This is a genomic window from Microbulbifer thermotolerans, from assembly GCF_900112305.1.
GTDB classification, from domain to species: Bacteria; Pseudomonadota; Gammaproteobacteria; order Pseudomonadales; family Cellvibrionaceae; genus Microbulbifer; species Microbulbifer thermotolerans.
Genome location: NZ_FOKT01000005.1, coordinates 338556 through 360580, shown reverse-complemented (window position 1 = coordinate 360580; position 22025 = coordinate 338556). Strand labels below are relative to the sequence as shown.

Sequence of the window (22025 nt, the reverse complement as noted above, 5' to 3'; positions counted from 1 at the left end):
GGTCGTCGATTAAAACTCTTCCCATTCGTCATCCGTCGCGGCTACGGTTTCCCGCCGCGAACTCTCCACCGGTGTGGCGGCCTTGGATTCACGGCGCACCGCAGTATCCTGACCGTTACTTTCCGCAAGCGCCTGGCCGGCATCACGGCTCACCGACAGTTGCGGTTCGTCGGTATCATTTCGGGCCGGAGCACTGAACTCATGCTCGGCGGACAGACGGAACACAGCAACTGCCTCTTCCAAACGCCGCGCCTGCTCCTCCAAAGAGGCCGCAGCGGCAGACGCTTCTTCCACCAGTGCCGAGTTCTGCTGAGTGGTTTCTTCCATCTGGCTGACAGCGCGACTGACCTGCTCGATACCACTGCTCTGTTCCTGAGAGGCGGCGGAAATCTCGTCCATTATGTCGGTGACCCTTTTCACCGCGGCCACCACTTCCTGCATGGTTTCACCGGCCTGCGCCACCAGGAAGGACCCCTCTTCGACTTCACTGACGGAGCGCTCGATCAGCGCCTTGATTTGCCGCGCGGCGTCGGCGCTGTTGCCTGCCAGATTGCGGACTTCCCCCGCCACCACGGCAAAACCGCGGCCCTGTTCGCCCGCACGAGCCGCCTCAACAGAGGCATTGAGAGCGAGAATATTGGTCTGGAAGGCAATGGAGTCGATCATGCCGGTGATCTCCGCCACCTTGCGCGAACTCTCGGTGATACCCTGCATTTTGCTGGAGACCTGCTGCATCACCTCGCCACCGCGACTCGCGGTGCCGGAGGCGTCATTGGCCAAACCGCTGGCCTGACGCGCATTGTCGGCATTCTGCTTCACCGTGGCGGTGAGTTGCTCCATGCTGGCGGCAGTTTCTTCCAGAGAAGCCGCCTGCTGCTCGGTGCGCACGGACAAGTCGGCGTTGCCGCGGGCGATTTCCCCGGAGCCGGTGTAGATGGAGTTGCTGCCCGCGCGCACCTGCACGACGATGTCGCCAAGGCTGTCCTGCACCTCGCGCATGGCATTGAACAACTTGCCGATCTCGTTGCGACCGTGGTCACTGATAGGATGAGACAAGTCTGCCTGGGCGATGCACTGCAGGTTATCCACTGCTTCATCCAGGGGCTTGACCACAGCGTTGCGCAGCAGCAGGTAGATAAGTGCCAAAATCACAACCACCGCAGCCAGTACTGCGGTGCCGATGATGCCGTAGCTTTCGCTCGTATCCTGATAGACCGCCATAATGGCGGCGCTGTTCTCTCCCGCCTTTTCCAGATAGTCGATTAACGCCGAGTTGAGATCGTCGTATAGGAAGCTCACATCCTCTTGCACTTCCCGGAAGCCGTCCAAATCCGGCTTGTCCTGACTCAGCATGTCGTACTGGGCCTGCACCTCGCCGAGCAGTTCCGGGAAGGCAGCGGCCAGTTGCTCAAATTCATCCGACGTCCCTTTTTCTGTGTGCGCTTTGCTGACAGCGGCAAACTTCTCACCGGCGCTATTGAGCAGGGGGCCGGCCTCTTCCAGATAGGTCCCGGCGCTCAACTTGCGCCCGGCAGACAGCTCATCGGCGCCCAGGTTCATCTCTATTCGGCCCTGATTAAGCTGCGTAATAGCGCGGAATATTTCGTGAAGTTCCTCCACGTTGATCCGGTGCAGGGAGCGAATGGATTCCTCGCCAATTTGATTGGTGGCGACGCGGAGTGCGGCCTGGGCCGCCATCAGCAGAGTGCAACACACCAGCACCCCCGCCACTATCGCGTTGATATTGAGATTGCGGATCAGGTTCTTCATGGGCGGCGTATCCTCCTCGTCCGTCCTCCAGAGTTCTCGTTCTCTATACCCGTTGCGCGCGCCCGGAGGCCGCGGCCAGTGTCAGAATGCGCGGGGCCACTGTCTCCAGGGAGACGATTTCCGAAGCGGCGCCCAGGGCTGCGGCCTCGCGCGGCATGCCGTAAACCAGTGATGTTTCTTCGTCCTGGGCCAAGGTCGGGGCACCGGCGTCGCGCATTGCCAACAATCCCGCGGCGCCGTCCTTGCCCATTCCGGTCAAGAGCACACCGATGGCGTTGCGGCCCGCCAGTTCCGCTGCGGAGTGAAAGAGCACATCCACAGACGGGCGGTGACGGTTGACCGGCGGCCCCGAATCCAGCCGTACCTGGTAATTGGCACCACTGCGGTCCAGCAGCAGATGGTGGTCGCCCGGGGCGATATACACATGTCCCGGCAGCACCCGCTCTCCGTCTTCGGCCTCCTTGACGCCCACGCGACAGAGCCGGTTGAGCCGCTCCGCGAATGAGCGCGTAAAACCGGGCGGCATATGCTGGGCAATCAAAATTGCCGGACAGTTGGCTGGCAGCGGTTCCAGCACCCGCCGAATCGCTTCCGGACCGCCGGTGGAAGCCCCCAGAATCACCAGTTTCTCGCTCGATACCATCACCGGTTTGAGCGCTTCCGGCGCCGGGCGCCGGGCCTCGACACGGCGCGGCTGTACACGGGCGGCGGCGCGCAGCTTGTCGGCGATCAGTTCGCTGTACTCCAGCATGCCGCTGCGGATGCCCATTTCCGGCTTCTGCACAAAATCCACCGCGCCCAGTTCGAGCGCTCTCAGAGTGATTTCGGACCCGGACCGGGTCAGTGAGGACACCATCAGTACCGGCATTGGCCGCAGCCGCATCAAGCGCTCCAGAAAATCCAGGCCGTCCATGCGCGGCATTTCCACGTCCAGCGTCAGTACATCCGGGTTATGGCGCTTGATCAGATCCCGTGCCACCAAGGGGTCCGGCGCCACCGCCACTACCTCCATATCCGGCTGGCTGTTGATGATTTCGCTCATCAAGCCACGGATCAGTGCCGAATCGTCCACACACAGGACCTTGATTTTTTCCTTGGGCAAATCAATTCTCTCCTCGCGGCCCTTATCGGCACTGCACCACGTTGTTATTCATCGGCCGTGTGGCGTACCTCTTTAGCCGGCTTTTCAATAACTCGCTTCAACCGCCTCACAGATGATCATCTTCACGCCAGGGTGTATACCGTCTGCCCTCGTAGACGAAAGTGTTTGCTGAGCTGAGTAAAATTCTCCGAGTGCCCGACAAACAACAGGCCGTCAGGTTTGAGCAAAGGGGCAAAACGCTCCAGCATCCGCGCCTGGGCAGCCTTATCGAAATAAATCATCACGTTGCGGCAGAAAATAGCGTCCAGACTGCCCTTGATCGGCCAGCTGCCCTGAACCAAATTGAGCTTTTCGAAGCGCACCCGCCCGGCCAACTGTGGGCGCACCCGCACCAAGCCGGCGCGATCCCCTGTTCCCTTGAGAAAAAAACGCTGTATCCGCGCGCTGGACACCTGCATGCGCACCTGCTTTTCCGGGTAGACGGCTGCCCGCGCCCGGGCGAGCGCATCGGTATCAATATCCGTTCCCAGGATGCGGATATCGGCGCTATCCCCCAGTGTCTCTACCAGCGTCATGGCGATGGAATAGGGCTCCTCTCCGGTGGAAGCACCGGCGCTCCATACCCGCACAGGTCCGCGGCGGCCGCGGAAGTGCTCCGCCAGTAGGTGGAAATGGTGCGCCTCGCGGAAGAATCCGGTCAGGTTGGTGGTAAGCGCGTTGACAAAGGATTCCCACTCCGGGCCATCAGGGTACCGCTCCAGCTCTGCCAAATAGTCGGCAAAGTGCGTCAGACCACGCTGACGCACTCTCCGCCCAATGCGGCTGTACACCATGTCACGCTTGTGCTCTGTGAGCACAATACCTGCGCGCTGAGCGATCAGATCGCGAATGCGGGCAAAGTCTGTGTCAGTGAGTATCAGGTCCCGCTCAACAGGAACATCCGCCCCAAGCTGTGGGGCGGTTGCGGATAAAATGGCAGTCAACGCGATTACTCCGTGGCAGTCTGCTCCGACAAACGATCGGCCGGAAAGTCGCGCCGCGGTGCTGCCGCTGCATTGAACTCCGGCATGCGGAAGACGGATATGGCCTGGGCGAGCTGTTCGACACGGGACTGCAGAGCGGTGGCTGTGCGCGCCGAGGACTGGACGTGCTCGGCGTTCTTCTGAGTCATGTCATCCATCTGCGCCACCGCCTGGTTGATCTGGTTAATTCCGGTACTCTGTTCGGAGGAGGCGGTGGAAATTTCCTGCATGATATCGCTCACCCGGGTGACGGACTCCACCACCGCCGCGATTGAGGATTCCGCGCGCCGCACCAGGCTGGCACCACTGTCGATCTCCCGTGCGGAGCTGTCGATCAGGCTGCGGATTTCCTGCGCCGCGTCGGCAGAACGGCCGGCCAGGCTGCGCACTTCCTGGGCCACCACCGCAAAACCGCGCCCATGCTCGCCGGCCCGGGCCGCCTCCACCGAGGCGTTCAGAGCGAGGATATTGGTCTGGAAGGCGATGCTGTCGATGGTCTCAATAATGGCCGCCATTTTTTCCGAACTGGCAGTGATCCGCCCCATGGTCTCCACAACCTGGCCCATGGCGGTGCCACTCTCCCGTACCATCTGTGACGCATCCACAGCCAGGTCACTGGCCTGGCGCGCATTGTCCGCGTTCTGGCCCACAGTGGCGGTCATTTCCTCCATACTCGATGCGGTCTGCTGTAGAGAGGCCGCCTGTTGTTCGGAGCGGTGGGACAGGTCTTCATTACTCATGGCGATATCCCGCGCGGCCGGAGATACCACGGCGACACTCTTGTTGACCTCTTTTACGATATTGGCAAGGCTGCGCCGCATAATGTCCTGCGCACTCACCAGACGGCCCACTTCGCCGCGAGCGGCCTTGGGCGGGCACATGTCCAGGTTGCCAGCGGCGATATGAAAGGCGAAGGTCTCCGCCTCCTGCATCGGCTGCAACACGCCGCGCCCGATAAAGAACGCCTGCAATCCCAGCAGAGGCACCCCGAGGAGCAACAGCGCCAGCTGGCCGCCGAATATCAGCTTGGCGGTCTCTTCGGCTGTCGCCCCCAGCGCGTGCCATCCGAGGACGACGCTGCCACCTAGCAGCAATACCGCCGCCGCTATCAACGCCGCCACGCGGACCTTTAAGGAAGCAAGGCTGAGATGGCGCAACCAACCGCGCGGACCGCGCGGTACCACCTTCCCCCGGTCCAGTGCCAGATGGCCGCCGCGGCCTTCGCGCAATGCGCGGTACTGCTCCTCCGCCCGCGCGGAGGTGTCGCGGTCGATCTTGGTGCGCACTGACACATAGCTCACAATGCGCCCCTCTTCGATCACCGGAGTAACGTGGGCCCGGACCCAGTAGTGGTCGCCGTTTTTGCGCCGGTTTTTAACCAGACCGATCCACGGCTCCCCACGCTCGATGGTCTCCCACAAGTTCTTGAATGCCTCCGGTGGCATATCCGGATGGCGGATCAGATTGTGAGGAGCACCGATCAGCTCTTCGCGACTGTATCCGCTGACTTCCACGAAGGCGGGGTTGGCGTATGTGATCTTGCCGCGCAAGTCGGTGCGGGAAATCAGAATGTCGTCATCCCTGAGTAGGTATTCTCGCTGGGTGACCGGCTGATTGTTTCTCATTGTTGATTCTCCTCGGCCTTATCCACCAGCGCCATTTCCTCGCTGGTGAGCAACTTTTCTATATCCACCAGCACCAGCATGCGCTCACCCAGATTGCCCAGCCCCTCGATATAAGCCAATGGCAGGCCGACACCGAATTCCGGCGCCGCCTTGATTTGCTCGCCACTCAGCGTCATCACGTCGGAGACACGGTCCACCACCATGCCCACCACCCGCTCGGCGATGTTGACGACGATCACCACGGTCTGCGCGTCATACTCGGCGCTGGACAGGCGGAACTTGATGCGCAAATCCACAATCGGAACGATCACACCGCGCAGATTGGCCACACCCTTGATAAAGTCCGGGGCATTGGCAATGCGGGTGACGTTGTCGTAGCCGCGGATTTCCTGCACCTTGAGGATATCGATGGCGTATTCCTCATCCCCTAGGGAGAAAACCAGAAACTCCCGGTTGCCGCTCTCAGCGGCGGCGATCTCCTGTGCGCTGGTGTTGGTCATACTGTTTCTGCCTCCTGTCGGCTCCGGGCCGCTTCGTGCGCCCCGAAGATGGGATTTTCTTTTATGCTCTGGCTGAGGCGGTGCAGATCGGCGATGTCGAGAATCAGAGCCACGCTGCCGTCGCCGAGAATGGTCGCGGCGGACACGCCAGGGACCCGGCGGTAATTGGTTTCCAGGTTCTTGACCACTACCTGCTGCTGGCCGACCAGCTCATCCACCTGCAGGGCGTAGCGACGCCCTTTGCCCTGCACGATTACCGCGATGGCGGCGGTGGGGTCTTCGACGGCGCCGCGCACATCCATAACCCGGTGCACCGCCACCACCGGCAGGTAGTCTTCCCGCACCTTGAGCAGCAGGTCGCCACCGGTTCTGGGGTAGAGGTCTTCCTTTTGTGGCTGCAGGGATTCAATGACACCGCTGATCGGCAGAATGAAGGTTTCATCGCCCACACGGATCAACATGCCGTCGAGGATCGCCAGGGTCAGCGGCAACACAATACGGATGGTGGTGCCCTGCCCCGGCTGGGAGAGGATATCCACGTGACCGCCCATGGACTGGATATTGCGCTTGACCACGTCCATGCCCACGCCCCGTCCCGACACATCGCTGACCTCCTCGGCGGTGGAGAACCCGGGGGCGAAAATCAGCTGCCACACTTCGTCGTCGGGCATATTGTCGGTTACCGGAAGACCGTTGCTGCGCGCTTTGGCGAGTATTTTGTCGCGGTTCAACCCTGCGCCGTCGTCGCTCACTTCGATCAAAATGTTGCCGCCCTGGTGGGTGGCGGACAGGGTCAGGCGGCCACAACGCGGTTTGCCGGCGGCTTCGCGGCGCTCCGGCGACTCGATGCCGTGGTCCAGGCTGTTGCGCACCAGGTGCGTGAGCGGGTCGATAATGCGCTCGGTGAGCCCCTTGTCGAGTTCGGTGGATCTTCCCTCGGTGACCAGCTCCACTTCTTTGTCGAGCTTGCCGGCCAGATCGCGCACCAGGCGCGGAAAGCGGCTGAACACATAGTCCATGGGGACCATGCGCACCGACATCACCGCCTCCTGCAGGTCGCGGGCAGTGCGGGCTAGCAGATTGAGGCCGTGTTCCAGCTTCCCGTGGACCTGATCGCCGGCTTCCGACGCCACCTGGTTGAGCATCGACTGGGTAATGATCAGCTCGCCCACCAAGTTGATGATCTGGTCCACTTTGGTTACCGGCACGCGGATGGAGGTGGACTCGCCGCCTCCGGCGCCCTTCGCCGCAGCGCTCCGCCCCGGCTTCGATGTCTTTGGGGACGCCGCCTTTTTCTCTTCAACTTTCTCAGAGGATTTTTCCTCGGCGGTGCCCGCAGTCGCTTGCCCGGCGTTACCGGTATCCGCGGCGGCTCCGGCCTGCGCCAAGGGGCTGATCTCCAACTGCTCCGGCTCGGCGATAAAACACATTACCGCTTCAATATCATCCGCACTCAGAGAGGTGGACAGGGTCACCTCGTAGCGCTCGGCGCCGCCGGACTGACCCTTGATATCCCCCAGGTTGCCCAACTCTTCGATCAGCAGCTGACGGTCCTTTTCGGCCACATTGAGGAACACCACTCGGTAGCCTCCACCGGCACCGTCGGACTGCGGCTGCCCAGCTTCTCCAGCTGCGGGCTTCGGCACTGCTTCTACAGCTGCAGGCTTCGGCGCAGCACCGTTCACATCCGCAACTTCACCGATTTCCTCCAGAGCCAGCTGCTGCAGCGTCTGACATATCCGCTCCAACGCCTCCGGGTCCGGCTCGGAGCCGCTGCGATAGGCTTCCAGTTGGTCGTTCAGCATGTCTTTGGCTTCCAAAAAGGTATCCACTATGTCGCGGCGCAGGGCCAGCTCGCCGCGGCGGGTGTAGTCGAGCAGGTTCTCCAGCAGGTGTGTGGTGCGTTGCAGCGCCTCGAAACCGAAGGTGCCCGCACCGCCCTTGATCGAATGGGCAGCGCGGAAGATGGCATTCAGCTGTTCCGGGTCGGGAGCGTCCACATCCAGCTCCAGCAGATGGGTTTCCATCTCCGCCAGGAGTTCACCGGCCTCCTCGAAAAAGGTGTCGTAAAATTCTGTTATATCCATCTTTACTTACGCACTTGGAGGGGAGCGGACCAGTGCCCGGCCAATATCCGCGCCGCTGCCTGATCGCTGAGTACCATGATGCTGATACGCCGGTTTACAGGATCGCCGGGAGCACTGCCCGGTATGGGCACACGGTCGCCCATACCGGTGACACGCAACAATTTGGCGCTGTCCAGACCGCCAGCCACCAGCTCCCTGCGCGAGGCGTTGGCCCTGTCTGCGGACAATTCCCAGTTGCTGTACCCAATATCGCCCGCGGCATAGGTGAGACTGTCGGTATGGCCACTGATCGCCAATTGGTTGGGCAGCTCATTGAGCAGCGGCGCCATGGTGCGCAGCAAGTCCCGCATATAGGGCTCCACCCGATCACTGCCGAGGCGGAACATGGGGCGACTCTCGGTATCCAGCAGCTGGATACGCATGCCCTCGGGGGTCATTTCGAAGCGGGTCTGTTCGCGTAAATCGCGCAGCTCTGCCTTGGCCTCCATCACCGTTTCTATGCGGTGGCGCAGTTCGAGCAGACTGCGACGCACATCCGTGGGCAGTCGTTGGGTACGCATATCCACACGCGCCCGTTCACCGTCCACATGGGCCGGATCCGTACCGCCTCCGGGGATTACACTGGTGCTGGCGCTGTCGCGATCACCTTTGCTGAGCGCGACCGCCAGGGGGGTACGGAAATATTCCGCCAGCCCCGCAAGTTGCTGAGGAGAAGCAGCGGAGATAATCCACAGCACCAGGAAGAGCGACATTAATGCCGTCATCAGATCCGCGAGCGCGATTTTCCAGCTCCCACCGTGATACGCCTCTTCCCCTTTGCGCGGGCGGCGGATAACGATGCGGCGTTCCACCTTGTCCACGGCAATCACGCACTGACCAGACCGGACCGCACATACCCCTCCAACTCATCGAAGGTAGGTCTCTCGGCGGTATCCAAAGTTTTACGACCGAATTCCACAGCCAGCTGCGGCGCATAGCCATTGAGGCTGGCCAGCAGCGTGACGCGAATGCACTGCAGCATTTTCACCAGCTCCCGCGTCTGACGCTCGATACGGCTGGCCGTGGGATTGACAAAGCCATAGGCGAGCAAAATCCCCATAAAGGTACCCACCAGAGCGTGGGCCACCATGACCCCGATCTGGGCGACGCCGGAATCCGCCGCCCCCAGAGCATTCACCACCCCCAGGACCGCGGCGATAATGCCAAAGGCGGGCAGACCATCACCCACTTTAAACAGCGCATCGGCGGGAATCCGCGCTTCGTGCTCGAAAGCCTCTATTTCGTGCATCATCAATTCGTCGAGCTCCAGAGGATCCATGCTGCCGCTCACCATCAAGCGCAGATAATCGGTAATAAATCCCATGATCAGAGGATCATTCAGAATGCGCGGGTGCTCAGCAAACAGCGCACTGTCTCGCGGGTTTTCGATATCGTTTTCGATACCGATAACACCGTCGCGGCGCATCTTGGTGAGCAGTTTGTACTGCAACGCCATCAGGTCCATATAAGTGTCTTTGTCGTACTTGCCTGTACGCCTCATGCGCGAAAGGGTACGCAAAGTGGCCTTGATGGCTTTGCCATTGTTGCCCGCAATAAAGGACCCCAGCGCCGCACCAACGATGATCAGAATTTCCATCGGTTGATACAGCGGCCCAAGGTGCCCGCCGGACAGAGAAAAGCCCCCGAATACCGAGAGGGCGACAATAAGAAATCCGAGAACTATCAACACAACCGGCATCCCTCCGCTGACTGCATACACTGCCTTTAGCCTGTCTATCGGCGGACGGGCGGCGGGCTTGAGGGTCGGCGGCAGAAAAAGTCGCGCGCATGCTCGCTGCGCGGCGGCACAGACTGTCCAGGCGTTGCAAACGGGGCCCACCCCTGCTTGCAACATCACCACCACCAGCTATTTTTCCAGTAAGGCCGGCGGCCACCGCCAAGCCGTTTTGGGGAACCTCTGATTTATTCCCACAGGAGCTGTCATGGGCTTCGGGGCACTCAGGCAACAGGATGGGTGTCTCATCCAGCCTCAAAGTATCTTTACCATCGCGAGGCGACCGAATCAGAGCTTCCCTAGATGGACCTGCGATTTCTCTGCCACTCGCGCCGAGAAGACAATAACACCCGCTATCCGGACCTGACGTTTATGCTGATTGCGCACCGAGGCGACAAAGTCCGCCAACCGGCAAACACCATCGCCGCCTTCGAGGCCGCTCACGGCCTGGGCACCTGCGCCATTCAAATAGATGTCCGCTTCAGTGCCGATGGAACGCCCTGGTGCTTCCACGACGACCAAGTTCAGCTGCCCGGCCACAGCAGCACGCGCGCCTTTCATCAGCTGCACGACCGGGAATTGCGCCAGCTACCGTTAAATCCCCTTATTCAAGTGGTCGACTGGGCCAGCTGCCACCGGCACCTGGACTGGTTTATCGAAGTGAGCGCCACTTGCCTTACGCGATTAGGTACTGCGCGGGTCGTGGAGACACTGATGGAACTGCTGCGGGCCGAGAGAGACTCCTTTGCTCTGCTAACCGGAAACCACCACTGCCTGCGCTTGGCGCGCAGCCGCAACTGGCACCGGGTGGCACTGAAAGTGGACCGTGTGGCACGCTGCCTGTCTCCCGAGGTGGTCACTCTGGCGCCGGACTACCTTTTGATCCGCGACAAGCGTGTAGAAACGGCTAAGTTGCCACCGGGCCCCTGGCAGTGGGTGGTCTATGAGATCAACTCCGCCGAGGAAGCCGTGCACTGGCGCACCCGCGGCGCCCACCATATTCTCACCGGCAACCTGCCGTTGCTGATGCGATCCCGGGAAGCCAGCGATGTCTATGAATTTTGATGTCCTGGTGGTGGGGGCGGGCATACAGGGCGCCGGTGCCGCAGAAGCGCTGGCAAAGGCCGGTTATCGGGTAGCGATCCTCGAGCAGGTAGGCGTAGCCGCGGCCACCTCTTCCCGTTCCTCCAAACTCATCCACGGCGGTCTGCGCTATCTGGAAAGCGGTCAGTTCCAGTTGGTCTATGAATGTCTGCGCGAGCGGCGCTGGTTGCTCGACCACAAACCGCAGCTGGTGCGCATGGTGCCCTTCTATATTCCCGTGTACCGCCACAGTAAAAGGTCTGCGTGGGTGCTGCGCCTGGGATTAACCCTCTACTCTCTGCTGACCGGCGCGACCGGTGCCTATTCCCGCTTCCGCACCGTGCCGCAATCTGAATGGGATGGGCTCGCCGGTCTCGACCGCGAGGGACTGGTTGCGGTCTTCAGCTACTACGACGCGCAAACCGATGACGCCGCCCTCACACGCAATGTGGTGGACTCAGCAGTCGCACTCGGCGCCCGGCTTATCTGCCCCGGCAGCCTGATCGGCGCCGAACTGTCCGGCAACGGCTTGCGCGTCGATTACTTTTCTGAAGGTCAGCTCAACACACTGCGCACCCGCGCTCTGGTCAACTGCTCCGGCCCCTGGGTGGAAAGCACCAACGCGCTCTGCTCGCCGGAGGCACGACTGCCGGCAATCGAGCTGGTGGCCGGCACCCATATAGAGCTCCCCCTATCCCTGGGTGAACAGATCTTCTATGTGGAAGCCGAGGACGGACGCGCGGTGTTCGTTATGCCCTGGCGGGGCGGAACGCTGGTGGGCACCACTGAGCGCAACTATTCCGGGGATCCGCGGGACGTGGCCCCCACCATTGAGGAGGAACGCTACCTGCTGAGCACGGTGCAACGCTACTTTCCCCAGACCCGCGCGCTGCAGACACAAGATATTTGCAATAGTTTTACCGGATTGCGGGTACTGCCGAAAATGGAAAAAAACCCCTTTTCCCGGCCGCGGGAAACACTTATCTGTAGCGACAATGAAAAACGGCCCCGGGTAGTGGCGGTGGCTGGCGGAAAGCTCACCAGCTACCGGGCAACGGCGCGCAAGGTTGTGAAAAAATTGCGTCTAACACTGGAGGAGGACGATACCGGGGACGGCGGGAAGGCGGCGCACACCTCTCCCACTGGCCTTTCGGAAAAGGAGCGCAACCTTTAATGCCCCCGTGGCATCACAATCACTGACGGACGAAATAGTTACCCGTTTTTTCCTCTACCGAGTCCGGCGTCAGGGCGCCCCATTCGGTAATCAGAACCCCAGAATCACGTGTGTGACGCAACGTGAACAGCGGCTCGTCCACTTGATAGACCTGCACCCCGTAGATATTTTTCACTTCGCCATTGCCGTAGGAGCGAAAGCGCACTGTCGCCGATTCAGCACCGGCATCGAGCGTACAGCGAATACGGGAGTCTGACTGGTAGCCGCTGATCGCCAGCAGGCAGCGGTCATCCCCAAGCTCCAGACGATACTCCACCAGCATAACCGCCCCGCCGGGGTCCTCTCCCAGGGATTCGCTGAACAGATAGACCCCCTCCCAGTCCGCACGGGACTGGCAAGCGGCGAGGGCGAACAGTAAGGCGCAAAACGCCGTGATCGAGAACTTTTTTATCATAGCCATTGTAGTGCTCATCCCAGATACCCCTTTTGCAGTCCCTTTTCGTATTTCTGCCGCACTTTGACCGAAATCTCGGCTGGCGTAATGACGCCGTCCCTATTCTTGTCAAAGCCCGAGTTCTGCTCGTAGGTTTTACTCCCCTGGCGGAACAATGCGGCGGCGGGGTCCATACCGATCGCAGCCGGATACAGAATCGCCATATAGATATCCTCCAATGTCTTCAACTTGCCTTTGTAGGGCAGGAAATATTTTTCGACGTAATCCAGCTGTTTTTCTGCGGTCATTTTGGCCAGGGCTTCGGTGGTTGTACCCAGTCCCTTGGCAGTCCGCGGCATAAACTGGATCAACCCCGTGGCGCCACTGCCAGCGGCATTCTTAATTGAAGGACTGAAGGTTTCGCCAGTTTCAAAAGCCATGCAGGACATGAGGAAGTCTGGTGATATACCGAGGTTAGCGGCGACCTCCCTGACCCGGCGCTTGAACGCGGGAGATACCTTGGCGCCCCAGGCAATCGCGTCGGTCGCCGGGCGGGCGGCAGGTTCCGCAGCGCGCACACCGGTTTCCGTCGGGTGCACCGAGAAGGTACCGCGGAAATGTGCCGGCGTTTCCTCCGCATAGCGCGCCAGACTGCGCCAGGTTCTGCCGCCCACATCCACCCGGCCATCGGGCTTGGAGAAACCGACTACATTTCTCTGAAAATCCTTGATGCGGTTGATGGTGTTCGGGCCAGCCAAGCCATCCACGGCAAGCAATGTCCAGGGAACGCGGGTAGCTCTGTTCAGCAGCTCCTGCACCAGCCGCACGTCATCGCGGAAGTTTTGGGCCCGAAAGCCGACCGATCCGGTCAATTTCATCTGAGTCTTCATAGTCCTTTTCCATGGAAATCCAGAAGGAAAACAGTGTAAAAAGCTGCGTTTATTTAAAACAATCAACCGTTCACAAATTCGGCGCTAAAATCCTGCTTCGCTCATTGCGCTACCCGCTCCATGCAGCGCAATGCACCCGGCTCCAGATAAGAAGCCCAGGTGCAGCTGTGGGTATTTCTAGAGCGAGGGAAGCGACAGGGAAGTACTAGGGGACCTCTGATTAGTTCGCGTCAACACTATGGTCGCTTCCGGGGCGCTCAGGCAATAGGCTGGCCATTTCGAAAACGCACGAGTACTTCCCTGTAGCTCCGACGGATACATCCCTGCATCCGACGGTTTGGAAATACCCCTCCTATCACCTGAGCTTCTCATCTGGCTCCAAAGCGTTTTTACGTCAGGAAGTGAATTAATCAGAGGTTCCCTAGTAAATTAATCCAAAGCGCCATAGTGCTTTCGCCAGCCCGATGGGGATAATATGTCCCCCGTTCGCAATGGTGGACCTGCGCGCCCCGCGGCCGCCACAACCGATAGTTGAGACATGCCCAATCACTCCCCACACCGATTCTGTACTGCCCCCCTGCTGGACTGGAGCGACAGGCACTGCCGCTATATGTGGCGCCTGCTGAGTAAGCGCGCAATGCTCTACTCAGAGATGGTGACAACCGGTGCGATTTTGCACGGTGACAGAAAGCGATACTTACAGTTCGACGCCGCTGAGCACCCCGTTGCGCTGCAGATCGGGGGCAGCGACCCGCGCGAGCTGGCTGAGTGCGCCCGTATCGCCGAAGACTGGGGCTACGACGAAATCAACCTGAACTGCGGCTGTCCCAGTGACCGGGTGCAATCGGGCCGCTTCGGCGCCTGTCTGATGGCGGAGCCAGAATTGGTGGCTGAGGGGTTGGCGGCCATGCGTGCGGCCGTTTCCATCCCGGTCACCGTCAAGCACCGCATCGGCATCGACGATATGGAAGACTATCCCGGCCTCACCCGCTTTGTGGAACACCAGGCCGCCGCGGGTGTCAGCACCTTTATCGTGCACGCGCGCAAGGCCTGGCTAAAGGGACTCAGTCCGAAGGAAAACCGCGAAATTCCACCACTCAACTACGATATGGTCTACCAGTTGAAAAGGGACTATCCGCAGCTGGAGATTGTCATCAACGGTGGTATCGACTCCATCGAGGCCTGTCGGCGACATCTGCGCCATGTGGACGGCGTTATGCTCGGTCGCGCCGCCTACCAGACCCCGGCGCTGCTCGCGCAAGTGGACAGTGAACTGTTCAGCGGTGAACCGGGACCCGGCGCCGCCCGGGTGGTTGAACAGATGCTGCCCTACATCGAGCGCCAGCTGGCACTGGGGGCACGCCTGAACCATATTACCCGCCATATGCTGGGGCTCTTTCAAGGGCTTCCGGGTGCGCGCCGCTTCCGCCGCCACTTGAGCGAAAATGCGCACCGCGATGGGGCCGGTCCGGAAGTGGTTGAGCAAGCCTTGGCGCAAGTGACTCAAGCCGCCTAGGGGTGCAGCCTCCCGGGCGCGATTCCGATCCAAGAGCGCTCGGCTACTGGGGCGGGCATGCGCTACTCAAGAACCAATTCAGTAAATCGAGGGACTGAAATGAACAAGCTCGAACAATTAAAGGCGCGCAGCCAGGTGGTTGCGGACACCGGAGACATAGCGGCGATTCAACGCTATCACCCCCAGGACGCCACCACCAACCCGTCACTACTGTTCAAGGCCGCGCAGTTGCCTCAGTACCAGGCACTGATCGGCGAGTCCCTGGATTGGGCTAAGCGCCATTGCCACGACGATGCGTCCATCCCCGGGCAGGCGGCGATCAAACTGGCCGTGGCCATAGGTGCGGAGATACTGCAGTTGGTACCGGGCGTGGTCTCTACCGAGGTGGACGCGCGCCTCTCCTTCGACACCCGCGCCACCATCGACTACGCGCGCCGTCTGATCTCGCTCTACGAACAGGCTGGCGTGCCGCGGGAACGGGTGCTGATCAAGATCGCTTCCACCTGGGAAGGGATAACGGCGGCATCGGTCCTCGAGCGGGAGGGCATCCACTGCAATCTGACGCTGCTGTTCAGCTTCTGCCAGGCAGTGGCCTGCGCCGAAGCGGGCGTTACGCTGATTTCCCCTTTTGTGGGCCGCATTCTCGACTGGCATAAAGCACACAGCGGCCGCGAAGATTTTACCGCCGAGGAGGATCCCGGCGTACTGTCGGTGCGCAACATCTACCATTACTACAAGTCCCGCGGTTACGACACGGTGGTTATGGCCGCCAGTTTTCGCAACACTGGTGAAATTGAAGCCCTGGCCGGCTGTGACCGCCTGACCATCAGCCCACAGCTATTGCAAGCCCTGGAGGAGGATGACGGCAACCTGACCGGGGGGCTGCCCGAGCAAACGGAACCCCTGGCGCGCCCAAACCGAGCTCTGGGCGAAGCCGAGTTCCGTTACCAACTTAACAGTGATGCTATGGCCACTGAAAAGCTGGCCGAGGGTATCCGCAATTTTGTACAGGATCAGGAGCGGCTGGAGCTTCTTCTGCAGACACATTTGATAGGGCGCACGGAAACAAATGCTGCAACAAATCCGTAAGCTGTTCGAGCAAATAGGCCGCGGCGCCGATGTCGAAGTCAGCGTTGACAAAGACGTGCGTATGATCAGTGCCGCTTTGCTGGCGGAAGTCGCCACCGTCGATCAGAAGCTGGACCAGCGCGAGCGAGCCACCCTGACCCGCCTGCTGCAAAGCCACTACCAGCTGGATTCCAGCGCCGCAGAGACGCTGGTCACTGAAGCCCTGGCTCACCGCGACCGGGCCACATCCCTGTACGAATTCACCCAGACGGTGAATGCACAGTTCAGCGACAGGGAAAAATACGCGCTGGTGTTACAGATGTGGCAGGTGGCTTTTTCCGACAATGTCATAGAACCCTTCGAAGAGCACCTGATCCGTCGGGTGGCGGAGCTGATCCACCTGCCCCACGGACGCTTTACGCGAGCTCGGGCAGAGGCGAGAGAGCTGCGCCAACGGGAGCAAAGGGATGACCCCAAAGGAATGGGAAAGGAAAGATAGCCTTGCCGGCTAACACGGCAAAGCCGCAAAGCGCGTATGCATCATCAGTGCATCCGCGCGGAAGGCTTGCCAATTGGATCGCACTCCAGCTCCAGGGAGTGAACCAGATCGCGGAAGGCCTCCTCGTTGCGCGCATTCATGCTCATTAACACGCGGTGGGCCTCCAGCACCTTCTCCCGCGCCGCGTATTCATCCGGAGACTCGCACTTGAGGGCCTCGGTCTCGGCCAAGTCGCGGCGCTCATCGCTGACTTCGATGAGCGACTCAAAACCCATCGCATCCAGCAAGTGGCGGATACCCTCATCAGCGGACAGGGCGAGCGGTTTTGGGCGGCCCCGCTCCAGGGCGCGAATGGCAATCTTAGCCATCAACCCCAAAGTGGTACTGTCCACACATTCAGCGCCGTGCAGGTCGAATACTACGTCGGTGAAATCATCGCGCTTAAACATGCTGTCGATAAAGTCATCGAAGGAAGCACACAAATTGAGGCGCACATCACCCACCATTTTGATGACGTACACACCCTCGTGGGCTCCAACCATAATTTGCCCGGACTGCATAACAACCCCTGGCACATCCACGCTGCGGCAGCTATTGCGCGCGGGCAGATGGCGATAGTTCACTTACAGAGAGCACAACCGTTGATTGTCAGATAGCGCAGATCAAGCGGTTTGTGCGTAAAGTGGGCGGAGCTTACTCCTGCGCACCGGCAGTGGCAAGGGTACCAAAATCGATCGAATGGACTCTCCGGTCATTGCTGGCATTATTCCAGTATGCCAAGCGGCGAAAAGTCCATCCCAGACCGGTATCCACCTTTGTTGGGTCAGGCCGGCAACCGCCACCCACGCCTAGCGCCGAGCTACCGGCAAACCGCTATGCCGGTTATATCAGCCCTGCCTCAATGTGAGTATAGTGACGTCGTCCGGCAACGCGTCGGACGTGTCCACATGCAGCTCGGCACAGAGGGCATCCAGGTCACCGCAGCTGCGTTGGATTGCCTGCAGTAGCTGCTCTTCCCGCTTTAACAGGTCTCCCCGCAAAAGCTCCAGCACACCGTCGGAGCAAGTGACCAGACACCATTTAGCCGGCAATTTGGCACACAGCACCGACCAGTCCCCCTGCTCAAAGAGCCCCAGAGGCCGTCCCTTACCGGGCAGCCATTCGGCGCCCTCGTCAGTCAGCAGTGCCGGCATGGGCACCTGCCCCGCAACGGCATAGTGCAGCTGGTCCGTTTTGGTATCCACCACCCCGACGAACATACTGGCATGCTTTTCCAGGCGTGTGGAAAGCAGCTCCCGATTGATCATGCTGAGAATATCGAGCAGATCAGTGCCCAGCCTCTCCTGCTGCACAAACAGCGACCGCTCGCGCAATTCGTGCATGATGCTGTTCTTGATCAGCGCCGTCACCAGCGCCGAGGAGACACCGTGCCCGGACACATCCGTCAGATAGAAGGCGACAAAGCGCCCTCCGAATAGGCCATAGTCGACAAAGTCGCCACTGAGGTAAAGGGAGGGAACCAGGCGGTAAGCGGCTTCTATACCGCCGGGGTAGCGATAGGGGGTACGGGGCAACAGGTGCTGCTGCAACAGGCGCCCGGCCTGGTGGTCCTGCTGCAAGAGTTCCACGTGATCGCGCAATTCGCGGTTGCGCCGCTCCAGTTCTTCGCGGTACTCGCGGTTTTGGGTCTCCAGAGTTTCGGCATTGGCAATGCGGCAGATGGCGTGGTCAATGACCGCCGTATCTTCGAGGGGTTTGAGCAGGTAGTCTGCAGCACCGAGGCGCAGCGCCTTCACTGCGTCGCCGACGTCGCTATTAGACGAGAGCACAATCACTGCGGTTTCCGAGGACAAGCGCTTGATCTTGCGCAGCACCTCCAGGCCATCCATGTCCGGCAAATTGAGGTCGACAATCACCAAATGGAAAATCCGCGGGGTGAAGCGACCGATGCCCTCGACGCCACTCTCCGCCACCACGACCTCGTAGCCGAGACGCGACAATGCGCCGCGCACATAGTCGCGGGAACGCAGCTCACTTTCGATCAGCAGTACATTTCTGCGGTCAGCCATGGCGCGACTCGCCGACACCCGGCGGCGGCTGGGGAACAATCAGAAGTCAAACTCTTCATCGGAATCGCTGCCGAAATCATCCTCCAATTCACCGTCTCGAATCAGATAGTCGCGCCGCTGCAGATAGGCATCCCGCAATAGGATATAGCGGTCACCGTGCAACAGGGTTTCCGCCTGCAGCAGACCGGCACGTGTCTGAACCAAATCGGTGAACTTAAATGCATAGCTGGTCTGATCGTGATTGATGTAGGTAAGCGGGTTGGTATACCAGTCTACCACCCCTCCGGGGGCATCCCGCAGGGTGGAGGGTCCCATAAAGGGCAGCACCACATAGGGCCCGGAGGGCATGCCCCAAACCGCCAGCGTCTGGCCGAAGTCTTCCCCTTCACCGGATTCCAGGCCCACGTGCTTGGCCACATCAAAAAGGCCTGCCACGCCTACGGTACTATTAACCAGGAAGCGCCCTGCGTCGTTACCCGCCTGCCCCCACTTTCCCTGCAAAAGGCTGTTGAAGGAGTTTGTGATCTCGCGCAAGTTCCCGAAAAAGTTGCTGATACCGGTTTGCATAAATATTGGGGTGATCTGGCGGTAACTGGTGGCAACCGGCTTCAGCACCCATCGGTCAGCGGTATCGTTAAAGCGGAATACGGCGCGGTTGAAGCCCTCCCAGGGGTCACGCTGAGCCGGTTCCTCCTCGCTGGCGAACTCCTCCGCCGGATCGAAACCGTATTCATCTTCCAGCGTCGAGGCCTCAGCCTCGCTTTCAGCATCGTTTCCATCTGCGGCAAAGGGGTCTTCGCTCTCTGCAGAAGGCTGTATGTCTTGCTCGCCGGATGTTGTCTGGGGCGCAACGACCTCTTGTTCCGGCTCTGCAAAAGGCTCCTGTGCCAGCGCAGAAGCGGCGCAAAGCATGGTTGCAAACATCCAGGGGGAAATGAAACTGCGTCCCAGCAAAACCCTGCTCCTCTTCGTCATAGTTACAATTGCGAGGATTTTAACGCCCCCACAGTAGGTAAACCACCCTGGGCAGCATAGCAGCTGGGGACTGGGCGGTTTTAGTCAAGAATTGAAGAGATTCCGGCAAGTGTCAGGGCTTTAGCCCGGCGATGACACCGATGCGCAGCAGTTTTTCCAACAGCTCGCGCCCGAATACCAACATTGACTTCTGGTCCACCTGCCCAATTTCCTCTGCCAGAATTTCCAACACCTGCCCCCCGTTCCGCTCTCCCTCTTGTAGCAACTGTAGCAAGCGCGCAGTCACTGCATTGATTTCCATAAAGCGAACCCGGTCACTGCGGTCGCGATAGACCAGAAGGAACGTCGGTTCCGGCGGCGGCTCCTGCGGCTGGTAGGCCGGTCCGATCCGATGCACCGGATAGCGGTAATTGAGGGACCACACCAGGGGAGAAACCACCGGCACCTGCACCAGCACATCCCCTGTTTGCATCAACGCCTGCGGAAACTCCGCCTCATTGACGTCCAAGGCCAATTCCACCCATTCATAGTGGGCCAGCTCCAGCAGGAAAGGCGGATCGTCGGCGCGCAGTCCCCGCTCGTGCTGCAGATAGTGCAAAAACTCCTCGCTGATTTGTAAAAAGTACGGGCTGCGGGACGCGTGATGCCGGACAAAATCGCGCACCATGGCGTGCCAGTGCTCGTCTCCCACAGCGCCGCCACCTTCGCGGTATACACTGCGCAACACCGGAAAGCCATCGGCAATAAAAGACTCGATATTGCTGTAAATCAGATCCCGGTAGATGCCCATACGGCGATCTTCAATCCCTTCGGGCGCCACACAGGCGTCTGGCGCGCGCAAATGTGCGGCAAATGCCCGCTGCAGACTTTGAAAGTGCCTGGGGTTACCCGTGACTGAAGGCATGATGCACCTCCCCCGCTGTGTAAGCGGCCTGGATAGATCTGATCCGCGCCACCTCGCACAACAATTCGGGCAGCGGCGGTATATTGAAGTCCCGCTCCAGTAAGGTCGGCATTCTGCCGTGAATTTCATAAGCCCGTTCCAGCAACTGCCATACCGGGTCGATTACCGGCGCGCCGTGCGTATCCACTTTTAAGTCCTCGGCCTCATCGTAGTGCCCGGCCACATGGACGTAGCGGATGCGTGTGTTGGGCAGCCCCTGCAGAAAGTGCAGCGGATCGTAATTGTGGTTTACGGAATTGACGTAGACGTTGTTCACGTCCAGCAGCAGGTCACAGTCCGCCTCTTCGAGCACCGCATTGAGGAATTCCAGCTCCGTCATCTCCTGGCCCGGCGCGGCATAGTAAGACACATTTTCCATGGCGATTCGCTGTTCGAGAATATCCTGCACTGTGCGTATCCGCCCCGCCACGTAGGTGACCGCTTCAGCGGTGAAGGGGATCGGCAACAGGTCGTAGAGGTGGCCGTGGTCGGAACAGTAGCTCAGATGCTCGCTATAACAGCGGATTTCGTGATCGCGAATAAACTTTTTGATGGATTTGACCAGTTCCAGATCCAGGGGAGCGGGCGAACCGATCGACAGGGACAGGCCGTGGGTAACGAAGGGAAACCTTTCAGTATAGCTGCGGAACCAACGCCCGAAGCGCCCGCCAACACCTATCCAGTTTTCCGGCGCCACTTCGAGAAAATCCACAGACTCATCGGGAAGTTCCTCCCCCATCATAGAGCGCCGCAACCCCAGGCCGGCACCGTTAACCGGATAAAAGGTATCTTCCTGCATTCTGTGAGAAACCTCTGTATCACCCGCTCCCGGGCTTATAGAAATGTGCCACTATAGACGGGAAGCGCAATTGATGAGCTGAAGGATTTCGAAACCAGCGGATGACGGATCTCGAGCGCACCTGGAACCTTTCTGCGCTCAGGGGGAATGCATCCGTGTCCCCACGGCTTCTTGACTTTTGCGGATATCGGCCCTGGCAGCGGTTCCATGCAAAAACGACAGGGCCGATTCCCGCGAGGGAAATAGCGAATTATCCGCCGCATTTACCCTCGCCGCATTTACCTTCCTTTTTCTTACCTTCTCCGCATTTACCCTCGCCGCACTTGCCTTCTTTCTTCTTGCCTTCGCCGCATTTACCCTCGCCGCATTTGCCTTCCTTTTTCTTGTCCTCTCCCTGCTGCATGGCAAGGTTATAGCCGGAGGAGAGCTCCTCGGCGGCAAAGGGATTGGCATTGCCGACAGACGCGGAAACATTTATCGCCGCAGAGGCCAGAAAAGCCGCGCCAACCGCAGCTGCTACCGGGGAAAGATTCTTCTTGGACATAACGGATCTCCTGATAAAAATCCTGAGTAATGGAAAACAAACGCCACAGCGCGACAGTTTTCCAGGAGGAGTATAGTGCCACCAACTGCAAAACAGTCGCGCACTGAGACAGGATCGAAGAACGAAATTTCCACTCTCCAGCGGAATAATGT

General features: G+C 59.8%; 21 protein-coding genes. 5 read left to right on the top strand and 16 right to left on the bottom strand.

What is annotated here, in order from left to right; translation table 11 throughout:
* Positions 1–9: 9 nt before the first annotated feature.
* The 8 genes from BM155_RS17700 to motA all read right to left on the bottom strand — a co-directional run bounded on the left by BM155_RS17700 (position 10) and on the right by motA (position 9835).
* Positions 10–1770: a methyl-accepting chemotaxis protein gene (locus BM155_RS17700; RefSeq protein WP_067154937.1), complete on the bottom strand. Its 1761-nt coding sequence runs from the start codon at positions 1768–1770 to the stop codon at positions 10–12.
* A 43-nt stretch (positions 1771–1813) separates the two neighbouring features.
* A complete protein-coding gene (locus BM155_RS10250) occupies positions 1814–2872 on the bottom strand; it encodes a protein-glutamate methylesterase/protein-glutamine glutaminase (protein WP_074902934.1) in 1059 nt (352 codons plus the stop codon).
* A gap of 122 nt (positions 2873–2994) precedes the next feature.
* Positions 2995–3855: a CheR family methyltransferase gene (locus tag BM155_RS10245; RefSeq protein ID WP_067154940.1), complete on the bottom strand. Its 861-nt coding sequence runs from the start codon at positions 3853–3855 to the stop codon at positions 2995–2997.
* Positions 3856–3860: 5 nt separating this feature from the next.
* Positions 3861–5519, bottom strand: a complete 1659-nt coding sequence (locus BM155_RS10240) for a methyl-accepting chemotaxis protein (RefSeq protein ID WP_074902931.1) — start codon at positions 5517–5519, stop codon at positions 3861–3863.
* Positions 5516–6019 (bottom strand): chemotaxis protein CheW, encoded by a 504-nt coding sequence (locus tag BM155_RS10235; RefSeq protein WP_067154943.1) that lies wholly within the window; start codon positions 6017–6019, stop codon positions 5516–5518. The genes BM155_RS10240 and BM155_RS10235 overlap by 4 nt, the downstream gene beginning before the upstream one ends.
* Positions 6016–8106 carry a chemotaxis protein CheA gene (gene cheA / locus BM155_RS10230; RefSeq protein WP_067154946.1) on the bottom strand — a complete coding sequence of 697 codons (2091 nt, stop codon included), beginning with the start codon at positions 8104–8106 and terminating at the stop codon, positions 6016–6018. Before cheA ends, BM155_RS10235 begins: the two co-directional genes overlap by 4 nt.
* Before the next feature lie 2 nt (positions 8107–8108).
* Positions 8109–8966, bottom strand: a complete 858-nt coding sequence (motB, locus tag BM155_RS10225; protein WP_067157923.1) for a flagellar motor protein MotB — start codon at positions 8964–8966, stop codon at positions 8109–8111.
* Positions 8967–8971: 5 nt separating this feature from the next.
* Positions 8972–9835, bottom strand: a complete 864-nt coding sequence (gene motA / locus BM155_RS10220; protein ID WP_067157926.1) for a flagellar motor stator protein MotA — start codon at positions 9833–9835, stop codon at positions 8972–8974.
* Between the two features lie 348 nt (positions 9836–10183).
* Here motA and BM155_RS10215 point away from each other — a divergent pair, with 348 nt between their 5' ends.
* Both BM155_RS10215 and BM155_RS10210 read left to right on the top strand, forming a co-directional pair.
* A complete protein-coding gene (locus BM155_RS10215) occupies positions 10184–10945 on the top strand; it encodes a glycerophosphodiester phosphodiesterase family protein (protein WP_254773170.1) in 762 nt (253 codons plus the stop codon).
* A complete protein-coding gene (locus tag BM155_RS10210) occupies positions 10929–12137 on the top strand; it encodes a glycerol-3-phosphate dehydrogenase/oxidase (protein WP_067154949.1) in 1209 nt (402 codons plus the stop codon). Before BM155_RS10215 ends, BM155_RS10210 begins: the two co-directional genes overlap by 17 nt.
* 19 nt (positions 12138–12156) lie before the next feature.
* Here the strand turns inward: BM155_RS10210 and BM155_RS10205 are convergent, their stop codons facing one another.
* Both BM155_RS10205 and BM155_RS10200 read right to left on the bottom strand, forming a co-directional pair.
* Positions 12157–12597, bottom strand: a complete 441-nt coding sequence (locus tag BM155_RS10205) for a DUF5991 domain-containing protein (protein ID WP_139223218.1) — start codon at positions 12595–12597, stop codon at positions 12157–12159.
* A gap of 8 nt (positions 12598–12605) precedes the next feature.
* Entirely contained in the window at positions 12606–13460 is an 855-nt protein-coding gene (locus BM155_RS10200) for a hypothetical protein (protein ID WP_254773169.1), read from the bottom strand.
* Between the two features lie 538 nt (positions 13461–13998).
* Here BM155_RS10200 and dusA point away from each other — a divergent pair.
* From dusA to BM155_RS10185, 3 genes are all read left to right on the top strand, one after another.
* Complete coding sequence (gene dusA / locus BM155_RS10195; RefSeq protein ID WP_067154955.1) at positions 13999–14976, top strand: tRNA dihydrouridine(20/20a) synthase DusA; 978 nt, start codon at positions 13999–14001, stop codon at positions 14974–14976.
* A 99-nt stretch (positions 14977–15075) separates the two neighbouring features.
* Entirely contained in the window at positions 15076–16065 is a 990-nt protein-coding gene (tal, locus tag BM155_RS10190) for a transaldolase (RefSeq protein ID WP_067154959.1), read from the top strand.
* On the top strand, positions 16046–16543 hold the full coding sequence (locus BM155_RS10185) for a tellurite resistance TerB family protein (protein ID WP_067154962.1): 498 nt from the start codon (positions 16046–16048) through the stop codon (positions 16541–16543). Before tal ends, BM155_RS10185 begins: the two co-directional genes overlap by 20 nt.
* A gap of 44 nt (positions 16544–16587) precedes the next feature.
* Here BM155_RS10185 and BM155_RS10180 read toward each other — a convergent pair whose 3' ends face one another.
* The 6 genes from BM155_RS10180 to BM155_RS10155 all read right to left on the bottom strand — a co-directional run bounded on the left by BM155_RS10180 (position 16588) and on the right by BM155_RS10155 (position 21873).
* Positions 16588–17103, bottom strand: coding sequence for an STAS domain-containing protein (locus tag BM155_RS10180; protein ID WP_067154964.1), 516 nt, complete (start codon positions 17101–17103; stop codon positions 16588–16590).
* A gap of 327 nt (positions 17104–17430) precedes the next feature.
* Positions 17431–18612 (bottom strand): PP2C family protein-serine/threonine phosphatase, encoded by a 1182-nt coding sequence (locus BM155_RS10175; protein ID WP_067157935.1) that lies wholly within the window; start codon positions 18610–18612, stop codon positions 17431–17433.
* A 39-nt stretch (positions 18613–18651) separates the two neighbouring features.
* On the bottom strand, positions 18652–19566 hold the full coding sequence (locus tag BM155_RS10170) for an MlaA family lipoprotein (RefSeq protein ID WP_254773168.1): 915 nt from the start codon (positions 19564–19566) through the stop codon (positions 18652–18654).
* 133 nt (positions 19567–19699) lie between these two features.
* Positions 19700–20491, bottom strand: a complete 792-nt coding sequence (locus BM155_RS10165; protein ID WP_074902928.1) for an HvfC family RiPP maturation protein — start codon at positions 20489–20491, stop codon at positions 19700–19702.
* Positions 20472–21329 (bottom strand): HvfB family MNIO-type RiPP peptide maturase, encoded by an 858-nt coding sequence (locus BM155_RS10160; RefSeq protein ID WP_074902927.1) that lies wholly within the window; start codon positions 21327–21329, stop codon positions 20472–20474. Before BM155_RS10160 ends, BM155_RS10165 begins: the two co-directional genes overlap by 20 nt.
* A 250-nt stretch (positions 21330–21579) precedes the next feature.
* A complete protein-coding gene (locus tag BM155_RS10155; RefSeq protein WP_067154973.1) occupies positions 21580–21873 on the bottom strand; it encodes an HvfA family oxazolone/thioamide-modified RiPP metallophore in 294 nt (97 codons plus the stop codon).
* Between the last annotated feature and the right edge of the window lie 152 nt (positions 21874–22025).